The sequence below is a fragment of the Vibrio navarrensis genome (genome assembly GCF_000764325.1).
GTDB lineage: Bacteria > Pseudomonadota > Gammaproteobacteria > Enterobacterales > Vibrionaceae > Vibrio > Vibrio navarrensis.
Window position 1 is genome coordinate 1,017,375 of record NZ_JMCG01000001.1, and the last position, 21,550, is coordinate 1,038,924.

Annotated in this window: 17 protein-coding genes; 11 read left to right on the forward strand and 6 right to left on the reverse strand. The window is 47.1% G+C overall.

The genetic code is table 11. The features are described 5' to 3' along the window. Window positions 1-52: 52 nt before the first annotated feature. The 7 genes from EA26_RS04625 (at window position 53) to EA26_RS04660 (ending at window position 9,877) form a co-directional block, all read left to right on the forward strand. Entirely contained in the window at window positions 53-1,144 is a 1,092-nt protein-coding gene (locus tag EA26_RS04625; protein WP_039424634.1) for a flagellar basal body P-ring protein FlgI, read from the forward strand. Between the two features lie 18 nt (window positions 1,145-1,162). Continuing rightward, window positions 1,163-2,083, forward strand: coding sequence for a flagellar assembly peptidoglycan hydrolase FlgJ (flgJ, locus tag EA26_RS04630; protein ID WP_039424636.1), 921 nt, complete (start codon window positions 1,163-1,165; stop codon window positions 2,081-2,083). Between the two features lie 137 nt (window positions 2,084-2,220). After that, window positions 2,221-4,137, forward strand: coding sequence for a flagellar hook-associated protein FlgK (gene flgK, locus EA26_RS04635; RefSeq protein WP_039424637.1), 1,917 nt, complete (start codon window positions 2,221-2,223; stop codon window positions 4,135-4,137). A 14-nt stretch (window positions 4,138-4,151) separates the two neighbouring features. Next, a complete protein-coding gene (gene flgL / locus EA26_RS04640) occupies window positions 4,152-5,345 on the forward strand; it encodes a flagellar hook-associated protein FlgL (RefSeq protein ID WP_039424639.1) in 1,194 nt (397 codons plus the stop codon). A gap of 409 nt (window positions 5,346-5,754) precedes the next feature. Next, window positions 5,755-6,912 carry a flagellin gene (locus EA26_RS04645; protein WP_039424642.1) on the forward strand — a complete coding sequence of 386 codons (1,158 nt, stop codon included), beginning with the start codon at window positions 5,755-5,757 and terminating at the stop codon, window positions 6,910-6,912. A gap of 582 nt (window positions 6,913-7,494) precedes the next feature. Further along, window positions 7,495-8,628 (forward strand): flagellin, encoded by a 1,134-nt coding sequence (locus EA26_RS04655; RefSeq protein WP_039424645.1) that lies wholly within the window; start codon window positions 7,495-7,497, stop codon window positions 8,626-8,628. A gap of 121 nt (window positions 8,629-8,749) precedes the next feature. Further along, window positions 8,750-9,877: a flagellin gene (locus EA26_RS04660; protein WP_039424647.1), complete on the forward strand. Its 1,128-nt coding sequence runs from the start codon at window positions 8,750-8,752 to the stop codon at window positions 9,875-9,877. A gap of 56 nt (window positions 9,878-9,933) precedes the next feature. Here EA26_RS04660 and crr read toward each other — a convergent pair whose 3' ends face one another. The 5 genes from crr to cysZ all read right to left on the reverse strand — a co-directional run bounded on the left by crr (window position 9,934) and on the right by cysZ (window position 14,821). After that, window positions 9,934-10,443 (reverse strand): PTS glucose transporter subunit IIA, encoded by a 510-nt coding sequence (gene crr / locus EA26_RS04665; protein WP_039424649.1) that lies wholly within the window; start codon window positions 10,441-10,443, stop codon window positions 9,934-9,936. A gap of 119 nt (window positions 10,444-10,562) precedes the next feature. Beyond that, window positions 10,563-12,287, reverse strand: coding sequence for a phosphoenolpyruvate-protein phosphotransferase PtsI (ptsI, locus tag EA26_RS04670; protein WP_039424651.1), 1,725 nt, complete (start codon window positions 12,285-12,287; stop codon window positions 10,563-10,565). Between the two features lie 137 nt (window positions 12,288-12,424). Then, on the reverse strand, window positions 12,425-12,682 hold the full coding sequence (locus EA26_RS04675; RefSeq protein ID WP_039424654.1) for an HPr family phosphocarrier protein: 258 nt from the start codon (window positions 12,680-12,682) through the stop codon (window positions 12,425-12,427). Between the two features lie 277 nt (window positions 12,683-12,959). Then, window positions 12,960-13,928 carry a cysteine synthase A gene (gene cysK, locus EA26_RS04680; protein WP_039424659.1) on the reverse strand — a complete coding sequence of 323 codons (969 nt, stop codon included), beginning with the start codon at window positions 13,926-13,928 and terminating at the stop codon, window positions 12,960-12,962. A 155-nt stretch (window positions 13,929-14,083) separates the two neighbouring features. After that, a complete protein-coding gene (cysZ, locus tag EA26_RS04685; protein WP_039424662.1) occupies window positions 14,084-14,821 on the reverse strand; it encodes a sulfate transporter CysZ in 738 nt (245 codons plus the stop codon). A 220-nt stretch (window positions 14,822-15,041) separates the two neighbouring features. Here cysZ and zipA point away from each other — a divergent pair, with 220 nt between their 5' ends. The 4 genes from zipA to EA26_RS04705 all read left to right on the forward strand — a co-directional run bounded on the left by zipA (window position 15,042) and on the right by EA26_RS04705 (window position 20,005). Beyond that, on the forward strand, window positions 15,042-15,920 hold the full coding sequence (gene zipA, locus EA26_RS04690; RefSeq protein WP_039424666.1) for a cell division protein ZipA: 879 nt from the start codon (window positions 15,042-15,044) through the stop codon (window positions 15,918-15,920). A gap of 64 nt (window positions 15,921-15,984) precedes the next feature. Further along, complete coding sequence (gene ligA / locus EA26_RS04695; protein ID WP_039424667.1) at window positions 15,985-17,994, forward strand: NAD-dependent DNA ligase LigA; 2,010 nt, start codon at window positions 15,985-15,987, stop codon at window positions 17,992-17,994. A 489-nt stretch (window positions 17,995-18,483) separates the two neighbouring features. Further along, a complete protein-coding gene (gene chiP / locus EA26_RS04700) occupies window positions 18,484-19,491 on the forward strand; it encodes a chitoporin (RefSeq protein WP_039424671.1) in 1,008 nt (335 codons plus the stop codon). A 79-nt stretch (window positions 19,492-19,570) separates the two neighbouring features. Continuing rightward, window positions 19,571-20,005: a hypothetical protein gene (locus EA26_RS04705; protein WP_052079619.1), complete on the forward strand. Its 435-nt coding sequence runs from the start codon at window positions 19,571-19,573 to the stop codon at window positions 20,003-20,005. Here the strand turns inward: EA26_RS04705 and tnpC are convergent. Next, window positions 20,002-21,534: an IS66 family transposase gene (tnpC, locus tag EA26_RS04710; RefSeq protein ID WP_039424673.1), complete on the reverse strand. Its 1,533-nt coding sequence runs from the start codon at window positions 21,532-21,534 to the stop codon at window positions 20,002-20,004. The genes EA26_RS04705 and tnpC overlap by 4 nt on opposite strands. Window positions 21,535-21,550 lie beyond the last annotated feature (16 nt).

A 21,550-nucleotide genomic window follows, 5' to 3' on the forward strand; every position in this document is an offset into this window, starting at 1 on the left:
AACCAGTGGCAATTGAACATGGCCAGTGGTTGAGAGAGGAAGGTAAGTTAAGATGAAAAAATTCACCCTGATACTAATCAGTCTATTTATGACGGTGACTTCGGCACAAGCGGCGCGCATCAAAGATGTCTCCCAGGTCGCGGGGGTAAGAAGTAACCAACTGGTGGGCTATGGCCTAGTATCTGGCTTGCCGGGCACTGGGGAGTCGACACCGTTTACCGAACAGAGCTTTAACGCCATGTTGCAAAACTTCGGCATTCAATTACCCGCGGGCACCAAGCCGAAGATCAAAAACGTTGCCGCCGTGATGGTTACCGCGGAACTGCCACCTTTCTCAAAACCTGGGCAACAAATCGACATTACCGTCTCATCGATCGGCAGTGCCAAAAGTTTGCGCGGCGGCACTCTACTGCAAACCTTCCTCAAAGGCTTAGATGGGCAAGTCTATGCCGTTGCACAAGGCAACTTAGTGGTCAGTGGTTTTAGTGCAGAAGGGGCCGACGGTTCGAAAATAGTCGGCAATAACCCGACTGTTGGTATCATCTCCAGCGGCGCAATGGTTGAACGTGAAGTGCCTACGCCGTTTGGTCGCGGTGACTTTATCACCTTTAACCTACTCGAATCCGATTTCACCACCGCGCAGCGTATGGCCGATGCGGTCAATAACTTCCTAGGCCCTCAAATGGCCTCTGCAGTGGATGCCACATCGGTGCGAGTTCGTGCGCCACGTGACATCAGCCAGCGCGTTGCTTTTCTTTCTGCGATCGAGAACTTAGAGTTTGACCCAGCAGATGGTGCAGCAAAAATCATTGTTAACTCGCGCACTGGCACCATTGTGGTTGGTAAGCATGTGCGTTTGAAGCCAGCGGCAGTGACGCACGGCGGCATGACGGTGGCCATCAAAGAGAATCTGAGCGTCAGTCAACCCAATTCCTTTGCTGGTGGTGAGACAGTCGTGGTGCCGAATTCCGATATTTCGGTCACCGAAGAAGAAGGCAAAATGTTCAAGTTTGAACCGGGACTGACACTGGACGACTTAGTTCGTGCGGTCAATCAGGTTGGCGCAGCCCCTTCGGATCTAATGGCGATTTTGCAAGCGCTTAAGCAAGCAGGTGCCATTGAAGGACAACTGATCATCATCTGATGGTTCGGGGAGGCAAACATGATCAACAACGCAAATGACATCGGTTTTATTCACGACGTCAGCAGCCTAGATAAGCTACGCCAACAAGCGGTTGGTGGTGATGAGGCGCATGAACAGGAAGCGCTGAAAGCGGCGGCCAAACAGTTTGAATCGATTTTCACCTCGATGCTGTTTAAATCCATGCGGGATGCCAATGCGGGCTTTGAGTCGGAGCTGATGAATAGCCAGAATGAGCAGTTCTATCGCCAGATGTTGGACGAACAGATGGCCAGCGAACTGAGTTCATCCGGATCATTGGGTTTAGCGGACATGATTGTTGCCCAGCTGAGCGCGAACAAAGGCGTGGATAAAAACGAGCTGGCGATGCGAGAAGCCGGCAAAGAAGCGCCATTGAGAATGCCTGTCAATACCAGCAAAGCGCGTGAGATTGAGCAACGCTTAATCGAATCGGGTGAACTGAGTCGCAAAGAGACGGCTCGCTTTGATTCACCAGAGTCGTTCGTTCAGTCGATGCGTCCTTATGCTGAGCGCGCCGCCAAAACCTTGGGCGTAGAACCTAGTTTACTGTTAGCGCAAGCGGCGCTAGAAACGGGATGGGGGCAGAAGGTAGTGAAAAATGCCCGTAACAGCAGTAATAACCTGTTCAACATTAAGGCGGATCGCAGTTGGCAAGGTGAGCAAGTGCGCACGCAAACACTGGAGTTCCATGACAATACGCCAGTGAAAGAGACCGCGTCCTTCCGCGCTTATAACTCGTTTGCTGACAGCTTCAACGATTATGTGGCGTTCCTCAATCAGAACCCTCGTTATCAAGTGGCTTTGCAGCACAATGGCGACTCTGAAGCGTTCATCCGTGGTATTCACCGGGCCGGATACGCGACCGATCCTGATTACGCTGAGAAGGTACTCAGCGTAAAAGAACGGATTGAAAACATGTAAGTTCCACGCAAGGGCCTGAGTAAAATCAGGCCCTTATTCTTTGTGTAAACAGCGTTTTTCTCTATTGGCATACCTTTTGCTTTATTGTGTTCAGGTACTCAGTTTTTACTGATTTGATTGAGTTTTTGGGGGCACGTATGGCGTCGGATCTTCTGAATGTAGGTACTCAGAGCGTACTTACGGCTCAGAGACAGTTAAACACCACCGGTCATAACATTTCTAATGTCAATACAGAAGGTTATAGCCGTCAGTCTGTGGTTCAGGCGACCAACGATCCGCGTCAATTTGGTGGTTCAACGTTTGGTATGGGCGTGCATGTGGAAAATGTTCGCCGCTCGTGGGACCAATTTGCCGTCAATGAACTGAATCTCTCAGCCACTAACTATGCCAACAAGAGCGACATCGAAGCCAACTTAGAGATGCTCTCCGGTATGCTCTCTTCTGTGGCCTCAAAGAAAATTCCAGAAAACCTCAATGAATGGTTTGATGCCCTAAAAACGTTGGCAGACAGCCCAAACGACATTGGTGCGCGTAAAGTATTGCTTGAAAAAGCGAGAATTATTGCCGAAACGGTGAACGGTTTTCACGAAACGGTGCGCCAGCAGTATGATGTAACCAATAAAAAGCTGGATATGGGCATCGAGCGCATCAACCAGATCGCAGTGGAAATTCGTGACATTCATCGCTTAATGATGCGCACCCCCGGGCCGCATAACGACTTGATGGACCAACATGAAAAATTGGTTAAAGAGTTGTCTGAGTACACCAAAGTCACCGTCACGCCACGCTCTAATGCGGAAGGTTTCAATATTCATATCGGTAACGGCCACACTTTGGTCTCGGGTACGGAAGCAAGTCAGCTTAAGATGATTGGCGGCTACCCAGACGTTCATCAACGCCGTCTGGCCATCTACGAAGGTAATTCGCTCAAACCGATTAAAAGTGTTGCCTTAGACGGCAAACTCGGCGCCATGCTGGATATGCGTGACAATCAGATCCCCCATGTTATGGATGAACTGGGCAGAATGGCGGCTGCATTTTCTAATGAAGTCAACTTGTTACAAAAACAAGGCTTGGATTTACGTGGAAATATTGGTGGGCTGATTTTTACCGATGTCAACTCGGAGTTAATTGCCAAATCGCGCGCGGTTGCTGCGCCGGATTCAACGGCTGAAGTCGCCGTCTTCATCAATGACATTGCCGCCTTACAGGGCGGCGAGTATGCCCTGCGCTATGATGGTAGTAACTACACCGTGACCAAGCCATCTGGTGAAACCGTTGCCGTGTCGCTCGACTCAGCCAAGTCCGCTTTCTATCTGGACGGCATGCGGGTTGAAGTGCGCAACGAACCGAAATCGGGCGAAAAGATTCTCCTGCGGCCGACACGAAATTCGGCGGCGCAGATGAAGGTGGAAACCAATGACGCCAACACCATTGCCGCGCAGAGCTACGAAGCGTCCACCACTTTTGCCCAAGGCACCGCTCAGTTCAACATTCTGGCTGCGGGTGACTTGCGTGAATTTGAAGTGATTGTATCGCCTAAAGGTGACCAATTTGCTGTGATTGACACCAAAGGCAACGTGGTGCGCAGCCCTGCGCCTTATCCACCAGAAGGGCCGATTTCCGTGGCGCTGCCTTCTAACCATCCTAGCTACAAAGACGGCAAGGAGACGGTGTTTGAGTTGACCTCCGGTGCGCTGGCAAACGATAAGTTCACGGCAAACCTTGTCCCCTCGGATGGCGATAACGGCAATTTGCGGAAAATGCAGCAAATTCAGTTGGATAAAAAAATGGACGGCAATAAGTCGACCATTTTGGATGTGTATCACAACCTCAATACCAACGTCGGATTACGCAACTCAACGGCGACGCGCCTAGCGAACATAGCCCAGCATGAGAATGAAGCGGCACAAGAGAGAGTGGCGGCGATTTCTGGGGTCAACTTGGATGAAGAAGCGTCCAACATGATGCGTTTTCAGCAAGCCTACATGGCGTCGTCCCGCATCATGCAGGCCGCCAACGATACCTTTAACACCATTTTGCAATTGCGATAGAGAGGAGACGGTAGATGATTTCACGTATTGCCAGCTTCCATAACTATCAGTCCGTTCAGAATGACTTGCGCCGAATGGAAAATAAAATCCATCACAATCAAGCGCAACTGGCTTCGGGCAAAAAGTTGCTCTCGCCGAGCGATGATCCGCTGGCGACGCACTACATTCAAAATATCGGTCAGCAAGCTGAGCAACTAAAACAGTATTTAGACGCGATTGTGCTGGTGCGCAACCGCCTAGAACAGCATGAAGTGAATGTGGCAAACCAAGAGCAGTTTGCCGATGAAGCCAAACGCACGGTAATGGAAATGATTAACGGTGCTTTGTCGCCGGAAGATCGAATGGCCAAAAAACGTGAAATAGAGGAACTGGCAAACAATTTCCTCTATCTGGCAAACGCACAGGATGAATCCGGCAACTACACCTTTGCCGGAACCAAATCGAAAACCCAGCCTTTTTTCCGCGATTACGATGGCAGCGTCACCTATTCCGGTGACGACTATCAGCGCAAAATGCGTATTTCGGCCAGTTTAGAAATGGCGATGAACGATCCGGGCAGCAAGTTGTTTATGGATATCCCGAACCCATTTGGTGATTACGAACCCGAATACCAGCTGCAAAATGCCTCTGAACTGCTACTCGATAAAGCAGTTAATGAGGACTATTTCGACAAGTCGACTTATCGTGTCACTTTTGTCGATATGAGTAATGGCAAATGGGGCTATCAGTTGGAGAAAGATGGCAGCGTGGTGGCCGCCGATGAGTTTAACGCCAGCACTGGGATCAAATACAACGATTTGACGATTGATTTGCGTGGGCAAATCAAACGGGGAGATGTGATCGAGCTTAAACCTCGTGAACATTTCTCGATTTTTGACAGTTTTAAAAATGCGGCGAAGTATTCCGACGCCCCAGTCTCGGATGCCAACGCAACAGCGAAGTTGCATCAGGTGACTGAGGAGTTTCATGCGGCTTTCATCCATTTAAACAAAGCCCGTACTGATATTGGTGCGCGCCTCAGTACCTTGGATATCCAAGAGCAGCAGCATGAAGACTTCAATTTATCTCTGAGCAAAGCTAAGAGTAACTTTGAAGATTTGGACTACTCCAAAGCAATTATTGAGTTCAATGAGAATTCCAGAGCATTGCAAGCTTCGCAGCTCGCGTTTGGTAAAACCAAAGATCTGACTCTGTTTAACTACTTATAAATGTTCAATATAAGTCGTAGCTGATTCGTTTTTCCGCCTCGATTGATGCCTTATGTGCCAAGCCTTAAGCGCGGATAGAGATGGAATAAGATTGCCGCTTTGAAGTTCGCCTTTAAAAACGGCAAAGCGGCAAGGTGGCAAAGCTGAATGGCAACACAAAGATAAGTGCCAAAGGACAAAGAGCGTCTTATTTTTATTTATTTAACTGTTTGTTTTAAATGAATTTAAAAAATTAAGATGACGAGATGAAAAATTGGCACACAAATTGAATTAGATAATTCAGAGTGGATTTACCTGGTTCTACAAGCTGCCCAAGGCAGTTTTGGCAAGTAATTACGGTCAGTGCTTTTCCAAATGAGAGTAAAGCTGGCCGCTTCGCAGGAGCTTGCGAACTCAGAAGGAGAGCAAAATGGCTGTAACAGTAAGTACTAACGTTTCCGCGATGACCGCCCAACGTTACTTAAACAAAGCGACAGATGAGTTAAACACCTCAATGGAACGTTTGTCATCTGGTCACAAAATTAACAGTGCCAAAGACGACGCAGCCGGTCTGCAAATCTCTAACCGTTTGACGGCCCAGTCGCGAGGTTTGGATGTGGCGATGCGCAACGCGAACGATGGTATCTCGATTGCGCAGACCGCAGAAGGGGCAATGAACGAGGTCACCTCGGTATTGCAACGTATGCGAGATCTGTCCATCCAGTCGGCCAACGGCACGAATACGCAAGCAGAGCGTCAGGCGATTAACGAAGAAGCTAATGCTCTGCAAGACGAGATTAACCGTATTGCAGAAACGACCTCTTTTGGTGGTCGGCGTCTGCTCAATGGCTCCTTTGGTGATGCGTCCTTCCAAATTGGCTCTAACTCCGGTGAAGCCATGATTATGGGGCTGACAAGTGTTCGCGCTGATGACTTCCGTATGGGTGGTACCACCTTCCAATCGGAAAATGGCAAAGACCGCAATTGGAGTGTCAGTGCCGACAAGGCAGATTTGACAATTGTGCTGCCGATGATGGGCGAAGATGAAGATGGCGATGTAGATGATCTAGAAATCAATATTATGGCCAAAGTAGGTGATGACATTGAAGAACTCGCGACTTACATCAACGGCCAGTCGGATCTGATTAACGCATCAGTGAGTGAAGATGGCAAACTGCAAATCTTCGTCGCAGAGCCGAACGTGAAAGGTGAAATCTCCATTTCTGGTGGCCTAGCCAGTGAACTTGGTCTCAGTGATGAGCCGATCAAAACGACGGTGCAGGATGTGGATCTGCGCACCGTACAAGGCTCACAAAATGCCATCAGCGTAATTGATGCCGCACTAAAATACGTCGACTCGCAGCGAGCGGATCTTGGTGCGAAGCAAAACCGTCTCAACCACAGCATTAACAACCTCGCTAACGTGCAGGAAAACGTGGATGCTTCGAACAGTCGAATTAAAGATACCGATTTTGCTAAGGAAACAACGCAAATGACGAAAGCACAAATATTGCAACAAGCAGGTACTTCAATACTTGCTCAAGCAAAACAGTTGCCAAACTCTGCAATGTCACTATTGCAGGGCTAACGGAAGTCCTGTACCAGCTATGGCTCAGACGTGCGCTTATGGTACAGGATGACGTGGCAAACAACTTTACATTGAATGAAAGGCTCTCTCATCTCTCACCTGCCTGACATTATTGATGTGGAGTTGTCCGGTGTGCCGGAAATGTGTTCATTTCTCTTGATCTCCACATTGGCTCTGGCTACCAACCTAGCCCCGGTTCTCTCAAAGGAATGGGGCTTTTTCTTTTTCTTTTTCTTTTTCTCAGTTTCCCTCTAACGACTATTCTTTGGCATTTCTGCCGACATTTGTCCTCTTCAGCGCAATTTTCCTACAAGCTGCCGATAAGTGGCAAAAAATCACCGTTAACGCTGATAATGCTTACCTTTTCCTATTCTCGCCATTCGACATCTTCAAACAAAACTTGAGCGCCAAAGCGCAAGTTTTACTCAGATTTATTAATCCGATCTCTATTTATTATTTTTTTAAATATTTTGCTAAAGCTTCGGCGTTTGACGTCGTTAATAAAAGTAACTTTGAGAGAACTACTTGGTTTTCCGAGACGTCGGAAACCGTAACATCGGAAAATCAATTGGAGAATTCATCATGGCAGTGAATGTAAATACCAACGTAGCAGCAATGACAGCACAACGTTACCTAAACGGCGCAAACAGCGCGCAACAAACGTCGATGGAACGTCTGTCTTCAGGTTTCAAAATCAACAGCGCGAAAGATGACGCAGCGGGTCTGCAAATCTCGAACCGCTTGAACGTACAAAGTCGTGGTTTGGATGTGGCGGTGCGTAACGCCAACGATGGTATCTCCATCGCGCAAACCGCCGAAGGTGCGATGAACGAAACCACCAACATCCTGCAACGTATGCGTGACTTGTCTTTGCAATCGGCTAACGGCTCAAACTCCAAAGCAGAGCGTGTGGCGATTCAAGAAGAAGTGACTGCGCTTAACGACGAGCTGAACCGTATTGCAGAAACCACATCATTTGGTGGTAACAAACTGCTTAACGGCACCTACGGTACCAAATCGATGCAGATTGGTGCGGACAACGGTGAAGCGGTGATGCTGTCACTCAAAGACATGCGCTCAGACAACAAGATGATGGGCGGCATCAGCTACCAAGCAGAAGAAGGGAAAGACAAAAACTGGACCGTTTCTGCCGGTGACAACGACCTGACTATCTCACTGACCGATACATTTGGTAACGAGCAAGAGATCAACATCAACGCCAAAGCGGGTGATGACATCGAAGAGCTGGCCACCTACATCAACGGTCAAACCGACCTGCTGAAAGCCTCTGTCGGTGAAGGCGGCAAACTGCAAATCTTCGCCGGTACCAACAAAGTGCAAGGCGAGCTCTCTTTCTCGGGCAGCCTAGCGGGTGAGCTTGGCATTGGTGAGGGCAAAGAAGTAACGGTAGACACCATTGACGTGACCAGCGTGCAAGGTGCGCAAGAGTCGGTAGCGATTCTCGATGCGGCGCTGAAATACGTGGACAGCCACCGTGCAGAGCTGGGTGCGTTCCAGAACCGTTTCAACCACGCAATCAGCAACTTGGACAACATCAATGAGAACGTGAACGCGTCGAAGAGCCGTATCAAAGATACCGACTTCGCGAAAGAGACGACTCAATTGACCAAAACACAAATTCTGTCGCAAGCATCCAGTTCGATTCTTGCTCAGGCGAAACAAGCGCCAAACTCAGCGCTTAGCCTACTGGGTTAATGGAGATTGAGAAAAAGCTAAGTAAGTGGTTACTTGGCTTTTTCTCCTTAACTAGCAACGATTTCGACATGACGTATATGTCTGGTTTAGCACAAGACGAAAGGAGAGGGATATCGCATAAATGGTTTCAATAAATACCAACGTGTCTGCGATGGTCGCCCAGCGGTATCTGGGCAACGCGGCAGGCGAGGTGGCTGAAACCCAAAAAAATCTGAGTTCCGGATCAAGAATCAATAGTGCAAGTGATGATGCTGCAGGCATGCAAATCGCCAATACCTTACATGTACAACTGCGAGGTTTGGATATGGCGCTGACCAATGCAAATAACGCCTACTCAGTGGCACAAACCGCTGAAGGGGCGTTGCAGGAAAGCAGTGCGATACTGCAGAGATTACGATCGCTCTCTTTGCAATCCGCTAACGGCTCGAATACTGACGATGATCGTCAGAGTATGCAGCAGGAAACGGTGATGCTAAAAGATGAACTGGATAGAATCGCTAGAACCACCACCTTTGCCGGTGCTGAATTGTTTAACGGCAAATTTGGTTCTAAAAGTTTTCATCTTGGTGCGAATGCAAACTCCATCTCACTGACATTAAATAATATGTGTACCCAGACACCTGAAATGGGCGGGCGTCACTATTTGGCAGATGTGAGTCTCTCCCCTGATTGGCAGGTCGCAAAAGATTCTCGGCAACTCAATTTTACTTATCAGGATGCGGGTGGTGAGGAGCAGAAGATACAGCTTTCCTTAAAACCTGGAGATAATCTTGAAGAAGTTGCGACTTATATCAACGCACGCCAAGATGTCGTGAACTCATCGGTAACCCAAGATGGCAGGTTGCAGTTTTATGTCTCAAATCGTGACGCGCCAGATGGAGTAAGGATAAGCGGCAGTTTTAACAGTGAGGTCGATATTGAGGAGCATCACGAGATTACGCTCGATGATCTTGATATTAGTACAGTGGGTAACGCTCAACTGGCCATTGCTGTGTTAGATAGTGCAATTAAATACGTTGATTCTCATCGGAGTGAAATTGGTGGTTTTCAGAACCGAGTATCGGGAACAATGGACAATTTGCATAATATTCATCGCAATGTCACTGCATCAAGAGGAAGGATAGAGGACGCCGACTTTGCTAGAGAGTCAACTGCTTTAGTTAAATCACAGTTCCGTCAGCAAGCTACTTCCGCTTTGTTGGCTCAAGCCAAACAATCGCCTAATGGTGCAATCAGCTTACTGGCATAAACAAAAAACGCTGCAATTTGCAGCGTTTTTTGGTGTTCGGTTCCAAGTAAAAATAATTACTTAGTCACGCGCAGAACTGGCGTTTCACCGACAACCACAGAACCAGAAAGTTTATTCAACTCTTTGATTTCATCCATGTTAGAGATAACAACAGGAGTTAGGGTTGACTTTGCTTTCTCTTCAAGGAGCGCTAGGTCGAACTCAATCACAGTGTCGCCTGCTTTTACAGTTTGACCTTCTTCTGCGATACGCTTGAAGCCTTCACCTTTCAGCTCAACGGTATCGATACCGAAGTGAACGAAAAGCTCAACACCATCGTCAGACTCGATTGAGAATGCGTGGTTCGTTTCGAAGATCTTACCGATAGTACCGTTTACAGGAGCAACCATCTTGTTGCCTGCTGGTTTGATAGCGATACCATCGCCTACGATTTTCTCAGCAAAAACAACATCTGGCACATCTTCAATGTTTACGATTTCACCAGACAAAGGTGCGATGATCTCGATTGCGCCAGCATCAGCGCTGTCATCAGATACAAGCTTCTTAAGTTTATCAAACAGACCCATTGCGTCATGCTCCTAAGGTTTAGTTTTATTCTGTCGAATTATAGTATACCAATCCGAGTTGTTAGACGACTTTTTTTAGTCGCCTAACGTACTCTATAAACTCGAATTTTGGCTGCAGATTACTTCGCGTGCACTGCGATGAATTTTTCTACACACGCTTCAATTTCTGCAGCGGTTGGCAAGGCAAGTGCTTCTTCAGCCATTGCTTTTACTGCTGCGAAATTTGCGTTGCGGATTACTTTCTTCACTTTTGGAATTGAGATACCGCTCATAGAGAACTCATCTAGCCCCATACCCAATAGTAGCAGAGTTGCGCGTTCATCACCCGCTAATTCGCCACACATACCCGTCCATTTGCCTTCAGCATGAGATGCATCAATAACTTGTTTGATAACAGTCAGTACTGCTGGTGAAAGTGGGTTGTAAAGATGAGAAATCATCTCATTACCACGGTCAACCGCGAGTGTATACTGGGTCAGATCGTTGGTACCGATTGAGAAGAATGACACTTCTTTGGCTAAGTGGTGTGCAATCGCTGCTGCTGCTGGTGTCTCAACCATGACACCGATTTCGATGTTTTCGTCAAAAGCCAAACCTTCAGCGCGCAGTTCTGCTTTGTACTCTTCGATCGCTTCTTTCAGCGCGCGAATTTCTTCAACAGAGATGATCATTGGGAACATGATACGCAGTTTACCGTGTGCTGATGCACGCAGAATACCACGTAGCTGGTCACGTAGAATTTCACGACGATCCAAGCTGATGCGTACTGCGCGCCAGCCAAGGAACGGGTTCATCTCTTTTGGTAGATCCATATATGGCAGATCTTTGTCGCCGCCGATATCCATAGTACGGATAATCACCGCTTGACCTTCCATTGCTTGCGCAACTTCTTTGTACGCTTGATACTGCTCTTCTTCAGTAGGCAGAGCGTCCCGGTCCATGAACAAAAACTCGGTACGATACAGACCAACACCTTCACCGCCGTTGCGGATGATGCCATCACAGTCTTTCACTGTACCGATATTGCCGCATACTTCTACACGATGGCCGTCTAGAGTTTCAGCATGTAGATCTTTCAGTTTCGCCAGCTCTTCTTTCTCTGCAAGAAACGCCGCTTTGACCGCTTTGGCTTCTTCAAGCTGAGTTTCTGAAGGGTTAACGATAATTTTGTTATTCATCGCGTCAAGAATCAGCATATCGCCATTTTTAACACGTTTGGTAATGTCGTTTGTTCCAACAATGGCTGGCAACTCAAGTGAGCGTGCCATGATTGAGGTATGCGAAGTACGACCGCCAATATCACACGCAAAGCCCAACACGTAGTTTAGGTTGATTTGCGCCGTTTCAGACGGTGTTAGGTCGTAAGCCACCAGAATAACTTCTTCATTGATGTCACTCAGTGACACAATGTTGATGCCTAGGGCGTTTTTAACGAAACGAGAACCGATATCGCGGATATCCGTGGCACGTTCTTTCAGGTACTCATCATCAAGAGACTCAAGCGCCATTGCCTGTTCTTCGATAACGGTGTGAATTGCGTTATCCGCCGTCATCTTGTCATTTTTGATGAACGCTAGGATCTCTTCTTCTAGCTCTTCATCTTCAAGAAGCATGATGTGACCTTCGAAGATCGCTTCCTTCTCTTCACCAAACGTTTCCAACGCTTTCTGCTTGATGGTTTCTAGCTGAGCAGAAGATTTAGAACGGGCATCGTAGAAACGCTTAACTTCAGCGTCTACTTGCTCTGCGGTGATAGTGTTAGTGTTTAGGACAATTTCATCTTCTTGAAGTAGTAGTGCTTTACCAATTGCAATACCAGGAGATGCCAGGATGCCTGAAATCATAGCCTTACCTTAAGTTGGTCAAACGTAAACGGGAATGTGTGACTAAATCGCTAACGAAAACTGTAGCCGACTAATCGGATTTTATCTTCAAACAAAGCCATTTAGTTGGCTAAATGGCTTTGTTGAGGAGAACAGGATTAGTGAAGTTGATCCATAAGAGCAACTAGGTGGTCAACTGCTTGTTTAGCCTGTGGGCCTTCAGCAGAAATTGTAACTACAGTGCCTTTCACAAGGCCAAGAGTTTGCAGTTTGAACAGACTTTTGGCGCTTGCGCTTTTGCCGTTAGAAGTCACAGTGATATCCGCATCGAAAGCTTTTGCTTCTTTTACGAACTGCGCAGCTGGACGAGTGTGAAGACCGTTTTCTGCTGTGATTTCTACTTGCTTCTCGTACATGTGATATACCCCAATTGATTGTATTTTTGTTGATAGTGACAAGTTTTAAGCTTAACTGCTTTATTCGATACCCGCTAGCGACGGGCAACGGTAAGCATGTTGAAGCTGACGCGAGTCAAAATTTTTTGCAACTCGTAACCTAAGAGGTTACATCGTTGTTATAAATTATTTTGAAGCTTAAAATAAAACATCCCGATATTACCAAAGGTGAGGCAGGGATCAACAAAAAAGCCCCTGAATGGGGCTTTTTTAAACGAAAAATTGATTTGGATTCGTATTACTGCTGGTTCTCTTTCTCGGTGAAAATCCCTGCAAAAAGTGCCGTGCTCAAATAGCGTTCACCTGAACTTGGTAGCACAGTTACGATGGTTTTTCCTTCAAATTCAGGTAGTTCAGCAAGGCGATTTGCCGCAACGACAGCTGCGCCTGACGAAATACCCGCCAAAATGCCTTCCTCTTCCATCAGACGACGAGCCATCTCAATCGCTTCGTCTGATGTAACGGTTTCGACGCGGTCAATCATCTCTAAATCTAGGTTGCCAGGAATGAAACCTGCGCCGATACCTTGAATTTTGTGTGGCGCTGGTTTGATTTCCTCACCCGCAAGCGCTTGGCTAATGACAGGAGATTCCGCTGGTTCAACGGCAACAGAGATGATGGCTTTGCCTTTCTCGCCTTTGATGTAACGGCTAGTACCCGTTAATGTACCACCAGTACCCACACCAGCAACGAATACATCGACTTGACCATCAGTGGCTTCCCAAATTTCAGGGCCTGTCGTTTTTTCGTGGATTTGTGGGTTAGCTGGGTTATTAAATTGTTGGAGTAGCAGATACTTTTCTGGGTTGCTTGCTACGATCTCTTCAGCTTTGGCAATTGCCCCTTTCATGCCTTTCGCTGCTTCAGTCAGTTCGAGGTTTGCTCCTAGCGCTTTGAGAAGTTTACGACGCTCAAGGCTCATTGATTCCGGCATGGTTAGAGTTAATTTGTAGCCACGAGCAGCGGCGACGAATGCCAACGCAACACCGGTATTTCCGCTGGTTGGCTCGACGAGCTCTACACCAGGTTTAAGCGTTCCTGCCTTCTCGGCTTCCCAAATCATATTTGCACCGATTCGGCATTTAACGCTGAAACTTGGGTTGCGCGATTCAATCTTGGCTAACACTTTGCCTTTACTGACTTTGTTCAAACGAACGAGAGGAGTATTGCCAATGGTCAGGGAGTTGTCTTCGTAGATCTTGCTCATGGTGATGTTCCTTCATTACACGTTTAGTGAATATGGCAAAAGAATATGCTGGTTATACACAACGGAAAAGGATTAAAAAGTTATATCTTATGAGGGCGGGCGCTGTTGGAACGAAATATTGCCAGACGAGACAAACTCACTCATCTGGCACAAGATCAACGCTTAAACTCATTCACCCACATGGCCGTTGCGCCGCATACAGCAATGGGCATGACGAAGAGGTTCAAAATCGGGATAGAAGTGAATATCGAAACCACCGCACCAAAGGTGTAGGCTTTGGCTTGATTTTGTTTCAAAGTGTTTCTCATGTCGTTGAAAGGCACCTTGTGATTATCAAACGGATAGTCACAATATTGAATGGCAAGCATCCAAGCCGTGAAGATAAACCACAGCACGGGGCCGAGCGTTTGCCCGAGTGCAGGGATCAGCAGCAGGATAAATAAACCAATCACTTTCGGCAGAACATAAAGAAGCTTACGCCATTCACGGGCGAGCACTCGAGGAACGTCTTTGAGCACCGCCGCTATACCCTCATCATTGACCTTTTGACCTGTGAGCGCCTCTTCCACCTTTTCGGCCAACAAGCCGTTAAATGGTGCGGCGATAAAATTCGCTAAGGTGCTAAAGAAATAGGAAAACGTTGCAATGATGGTAAGCGCTAACAAAGGCCACAGTAGGTAACTTAGCCAAGACAAAAACTCGGGCAGTTGACCAACCCAATTGTCAATCCAACCATTTAGGTGTGAGAAGAGATAGTAAAGTGCACCGCCGACCAGTAGCAGATTCGCTAGCAGCGGCAAAATAATGAAGCGTCGGATACGTGGAGCAAAGGCCAGCTCGAGGCCGTAGAAAAAGTAGCCAAACCCACTGCGTTGATTGTACTCAGTATTCATCTCGTTGTTCTGCAAAAGAAATAGAGCGTTTATTGTACTCATCTGGCGAGAGAAAAAAAGCGTGGAAGAAATCACACCAATTACGGAACTTATGACATTAATTTGTTCTAACTCTCTTGTTATCTTTGGTAAAGTAACACGATAATGATGTTTTAACTGACCCGCAGAGACCTTTCAACGTTTTGTCACTGGTGTGTCTTGGGGAATATGAGAGTAAAAAATGCAGGAATTGCGATTCGTACTCATTGTTGTCGGTGCTCTGGCAATTGCAGCGTTGCTGTTTCACGGATTATGGACAAGCAAAAAAGAGGGAAAAGCCAAGTTCGGTGATAAGCCACTGAGTAAACTGGATTTGAGTGAAAACGAAACGCAGGAAAATACACTTAGCGTCGCGCCTGAAGATGATTTTGAAATCATTCGTAAAGAGCGTAAAGAGCCTGCGTTTGAAGAAAGCATGCCTTTCTCACCAGATCCTTTAATTGGTGACCCATTGATCGATGATCTAGATAACCAAGATAGAAAGTTCGCCGAGCCTGCACAAACTGTACTAAATGATGAGGTAGAGGTTACGCCAAGTTTTTCTGCATCAGAGGTCAACGAATCTCATGGCGAAGAACCGATTGTTCCCTCCGAACAAGCTGAGCCAAAACAGAGTGCAGCTCAGGCAGACCCTGAACCTGAGATGGAAGTGATCGTTTTAAATGTTCACTGCGCAGGGGAGGCTCCTTTTGTTGGTACCCGATTGTTTGACAGCATGCAGCAAAATGGCCTGATTTACGGCGAGATGGACATTTTCCATCGCCATGCGGATTTGTCTGGGAATGGCAAGGTACTCTTTAGTGTTGCCAATATGATGCATCCTGGCACATTAAAACACGATGATCCGGCGACGTTTACCACTAAAGGCATCTCCTTTTTCATGACGCTGCCTTGCTATGGCGATGCGGAGCAGAATTTCAAGTTAATGCTTAAAACTGCCCAGCAGATTGCTGATGACTTGGGAGGGAATGTGCTTGACGACCATCGTAATCTCATGACTCCCGACAGATTGGCCGCATACAGACGCCAAATTGTTGAGTTTAAGAGCACAAAGTCTTAAGCTTCCTGGTTAACCGTCAGGGCTCCCAAGGGAGCCCTTTTTTATAGTGCTTAAGGACTGGAAGATGTCTGAATCGATATTGAATAGACTAGAAGAACTCAAACAACAGCTCCATTACCATGCATTTCGCTATTATGTCGAAGATAATCCGGAAATTCCCGACGCAGAATATGACCGAATGATGCGCGAGTTGATTGACATTGAAACTGCTCATCCCGATTTAGTGACCCTAGATTCACCAAGCCGCCGAGTCGGTGGTATGCCGCTTGAGAGCTTTGCTCAAGTTACGCATGAAATCCCCATGTTGTCTCTAGACAACGCGTTTAGTGATGAAGAGTTGGCCGCTTTCCACAAACGCGCGCAGGACAGATTAGCGGGTTCGTCAATTGAAGTGTTTTGCTGCGAGCCGAAACTGGACGGTTTAGCGGTGAGTCTGCTCTATGAAAATGGCATCTTAGTTCAGGCTGCGACTCGCGGGGACGGAACAACAGGGGAGAACATCACTGAAAATGTTCGTACCATCTCATCAGTGCCATTAAAACTGAATGGTCAAGGCTGGCCGGTTCGCCTTGAAGTTCGCGGTGAGGTGTTTATGCCGAAAGCCGGTTTTGAGCAGCTCAACGAAAAAGCGCGTAAAAAAGGCGAGAAGGTGTTCGTTAACCCGCGCAATGCAGCAGCGGGCAGTTTGCGTCAACTGGATTCACGTATCACCGCATCACGTCCGTTGGCATTTTATGCCTACAGTGTTGGTTTAGTTGAGGGGACGGAACTCTCTTCTAGTCATTACCAGCGCTTTTTGCAACTTAAAGAGTGGGGGCTGCCAATGTGTCCTCAGACGCAAAAGGTGTCAGGGCTTGATGAAGTGCGCGCTTATTATGCTGATATTCTTGCTCGTCGCGACGCACTGCCTTACGAGATAGACGGTGTGGTGATCAAAATCGACGATATCGCCGTTCAAGAACAACTTGGGTTTGTGGCGCGTGCACCACGTTGGGCGATTGCCTACAAGTTTCCCGCGCAAGAAGAGATCACTCTCTTAAATGATGTGGAGTTTCAGGTTGGTCGTACAGGCGCTATTACACCCGTTGCAAAGCTAGAGCCTATTTTTGTCGGCGGCGTTACGGTGAGTAACGCCACCTTGCACAATGCCGATGAGATAGCCCGCCTTGGTGTGATGATTGGTGATAGTGTGGTGATTCGCCGTGCTGGGGACGTGATCCCGCAGGTTGTTTCTGTCGTTCGTGATCGCCGCACGGGCAGAGAACAGCCCATTGAGTTTCCCAAAGACTGCCCTGTTTGCCACTCTCATGTAGAGAGAGTGGAAGGGGAGGCTGTGGCCCGATGTACGGGAGGGTTAGTCTGTCAGGCACAGCGCAAAGAAGCGCTGAAACATTTTGTCTCCCGTAAGGCTCTGGATGTGGATGGGTTAGGCGAAAAAGTGATTGAACAACTGGTCGACCGAGAAATGGTTGAGACGCCAGCGGATCTCTTTCGATTGTCGGCTGGAGTACTGACGGTGTTGGATCGTATGGGGCCTAAATCGGCACAAAATGTGGTAAACGCTCTAAATAAAGCGAAACACACCACATTACCACGCTTTCTCTACTCACTCGGTATCAGAGAAGTCGGAGAGGCGACGGCTGCGAATCTCGCTCGACATTTTAAAACGCTGGATAAGTTGCAAGTTGCGACCCATGATGAGCTGGTTGAGGTGCAAGATATTGGCGATGTCGTTGCGAGCCATATCACGGCATTTTTCTCGGAAGAAAAGAACCAAGCGGTGGTGCAAGATCTGCTTGCTCAGGGGGTCCATTGGCCTGACATTGTCGAGCCGAATGTTCAAACACAGCAGCCTTTGGCTGGGAAAATAGTGGTTTTAACCGGAACGCTGACTCAACTTAACCGTGATGAAGCTAAAGCGGCACTTGAATCTCTGGGTGCCAAAGTGACAGGAAGTGTTTCCAAAAAAACAGACATACTGTTTGCCGGGGAAGCGGCGGGATCTAAACTGGTAAAAGCGCAAGAGCTTGGGGTTGAGATAAGAAGCGAACAAGATCTCCTCGCTCTGCTATAAAGAACAAAATTCAGAGAAATCTAAAACCCTCTAAAGGAAACTTTAGAGGGTTATTTTTTATCAAAAATAATCCCATCCACAATAGGAGAACAATCCTTGCAGATTTTGCTGTGAGCAATCTCTCCACTTGATTTCATTTCATTTTCCACTCTCAAAAATGCGACGCACTTCAATGGTTTCCGCTTATCTTTTTGTTTTAAAAAGATTTTATCGTTTTTTGTTTGGTTGGGGAAAAATTAGATCTCGATCAATTTAGGACGTGGAAATTTGGGGTTGCTCATATTTTTTTAGAAAAAAATAAGTTCTGATTGGATGTTTTACGCCGCGAAGTTAGTCTATGAGTCATGGATACACACGGTGTATGCAGGAAATAAAAAAACCAAAATTAGTCATTATGAGGTTTTTTCACAGGAAATGATTTCTCCCCTTCGGCGGCCAACTAAAGGCGAGAAAGACAATACAGCTATATCCATTTTTAGGAGTTTTTCCATGGACAAAATGTTTAAACGTACTCTTCTAGGTATTGTAGTTGCGGCTGCGTCTACTGCTTCTTTTGCTAACGAAACATCCCAAGTAGGCGTCATCTCTGATTTTAATGTTCAGGCATATGGCGTTGCTGCGATCTCTATCTTTAACCAAGAAGATGGCAACGGGTACGACTACGAGAATGAATCTCGTATCGGCTTCCGTGCTAGCAAAGACATGTTTGATAACCTGAACGTGTTTATGCAGATCGAATCTGGATACGTAGGTGAGGACGGCAAAGGTTCTACACTAGGTGCTCGTGATACATTCCTAGGACTGCAAGGCGATTGGGGTAAAGTACGTTTCGGTCGTATGCTTACTCCTCTATACGAAATTGTAGACTGGCCATATTCAAACCCAGGACTTGGACGTGTATTTGACTGGGGCGGTGATGTTAAGGCTCATTACGATCGTAAAGGCGATATCGCTCGCTACGACTCGCCAGCTTTTGGTGGTTTAACGTTCAACATTTCAGCAGGACGTGGCGATACCGCAGTTAAAGACTCGAACCACTTTGGTGCTGCTGTTCACTACAACTTTTCTGACGTTGTTACGGTTCATGCCGGTTTAGAATCAAACTCCAAATACGATGGCTCTGCTGTTGATTCATCTGCCTATATTCTTGGGTTTGAGTTACCGCTACCAGCCGGATTTGGTTTAGCAGGTGCTTACAAATACAACGAGGGTGAATCGAAGCATACTGTATATGCTGGTCAAGAAGCTGAGCAAGTTCAAGTTTCTCTTATCGGTCAATACTGGAATGGCCCATGGGGCTTCAAGCTAGGTTATGCTGCTAACTTGGAATCTGAAGTCAAGGGTGTTGAGCTCAAAGACGATGACGAAGTTCTTTCTGCACAGTTAATGTATGTGCACAACGGTTTTGTTCCTTATGTTCGTGTGGGTCAACATGACGCATACAATGCCGATGATAAGAAAATGTTTGTCCGTGTAGGCCTTGAATACGGCTTCTAATTTCCAACACATCTCTATTGCCTTTCTTCTACTTGTACGCCAGCATCTCGCTGGCGTATTTTTCTAAAGGACCAAGAACATGAAACTATTAAGAAGTCTGTCCCTCATTTCTATATCCTTACTTGTTATTGGATGTACCACTTTGGACAGCAACAGTGACTTTGAGGATGTTGTAAAAAGTACAAAGGAAAGGAGTAGTTATGTAGAGTTGCAGGCGAAATCAATTCAACCAGATACTCAAGCGTTGATTGGTACCAACTTGGTTAAAGCCGAACTGTTCTATCTTGCGGTCATGCCTAAATCTCATTCTGCCTCTGTAAGAGACTCCAAGATTAGAATGTCTGTCAGTTACTTTAAAAGCTATGATTCCTTTAAATCAGCTAACTTGTTGGGAAATGATATCGAATTGGTTGATTATCGCCCCACGGCAGAATCTTGTACGGAGCATTGTACGGTTACTCAGTGGTTTGAAATACCGTATCCGCCCCATGAACCCACGGGGCGATATTGTTAGTGTTTGAAGTTCCAAGGCAGGAGTGCATCGATATCTGGTTCTGCTTTCGCTAACTCCTGCATGCACTTGACTATGTAGTCGTAAAGGATAAGGCCGTTGGCTTTCGCTGTCTCGACGATACTGTAAAGCATCGCGCTCGCTTCCGCTCCATTGGGATTGGTCGAGAAGAGCCAGTTCTTTCTCCCAATAACCAGCGGTTTTATTGCGCGTTCAGCACGGTTATTGTCTATCGATAAGTGACCGTCATCGATATAGCGAATGAGCTTCGGCCACTGACCGAGCGTGTATTTTATCGCTTTACCCAGCGGGCTAGACTCAAGCACTTTCTGAGTTGTCATCCATTCATAAAGCTCATCCAGTATCGGCTTAGCATGCTCTTGGCGCTCTGCTTTCCGTTTTTCGGCACTGGCACCTTTTAAGCGGGATTCTATCCCATAGAGTTTCTGGATTTTGGCCAGCGCTTTATCCGCTTTGCCTGACTTACCTTTGCCTTGAAGCTTTTTCGCGTCCATGAACTTGCGCCGAGCATGCGCAAAGCAACCGACATTGGTGACTCGATGAAGCCCATCATAAACACCATAGCCATCGGTTTGCAGATACCCATCATAGTCGCCCAAGAAGGCAACAGGGCACGACCTCGCGCGACTGTTTTGATAGTCATACAAGACGATATTTTTTACATTGGGCAGTGCGGCATCTGGCGAGTCCGCGCCCGAGCAGTAGAGCCACATGTAACACTGTTTATCTTCTTTGAGGACATTGAGCGGCGTTTCATCCGCCTGAATCACCATTTGCTCAAGTAGGTGCGCTTTCAAGGCCGCATAAAGTGGAGCGAACTTCTCACTGACTTGGATAATCCACCTTGCCATGGTGGTGCGCGAGAGTTCGATACCCGACTGGGTAAACAACGACTCTTGTCGATAAAGTGGCATCGCGTATTGGTATTTGCCGAGGATGATATTGGCCAACAAGCTTTCTGTAGCGAAGCTTTTAGGGATAATACTTTGCGGCGCTGGCTTTTGAACGATGCGGCTGTTGTCCTGAGTTTGCTCGCATTGGCGGCAAGCATATTTAGGACGAACATATTCCAACACTTTGAGTACCGCTGGCGTGAACTCAAGTTTCTCGCTACGGTCTTCACCGATTTTATGCAGGTGATGTTGGCAGCAAGTGCACTGCTTTTCATCGTCGTCTAAATCAAGTTCGATAACCTCACGAGGCAAGCTCTTTGGCAGGGGCTGACGTTTGCCGCGTTTCTTCATTGTGGTGGTCGTTGTGACAACATCAACCTCTTCTTCCTTAGCAGCTTCACACTCCGCTTCGTTGAAGAGGTCACCTTGGGATTCATTGTAAGGCTTTAACGCCTCTGAGCGTTTAGCGAACTGACGGTCGAAGGCAAGCTTGAGCTGTTCAAGTAGGGATTGACGCTCTTGTTGCCACTCATTTTTCTCCGACATCAGCACTTTCACCATCGCTTGTAGCTCGGCAACATCTTGGCTTTCTGGGTTGATATTTAGCGTCTTTTTCATGGCGTTGATTATACTA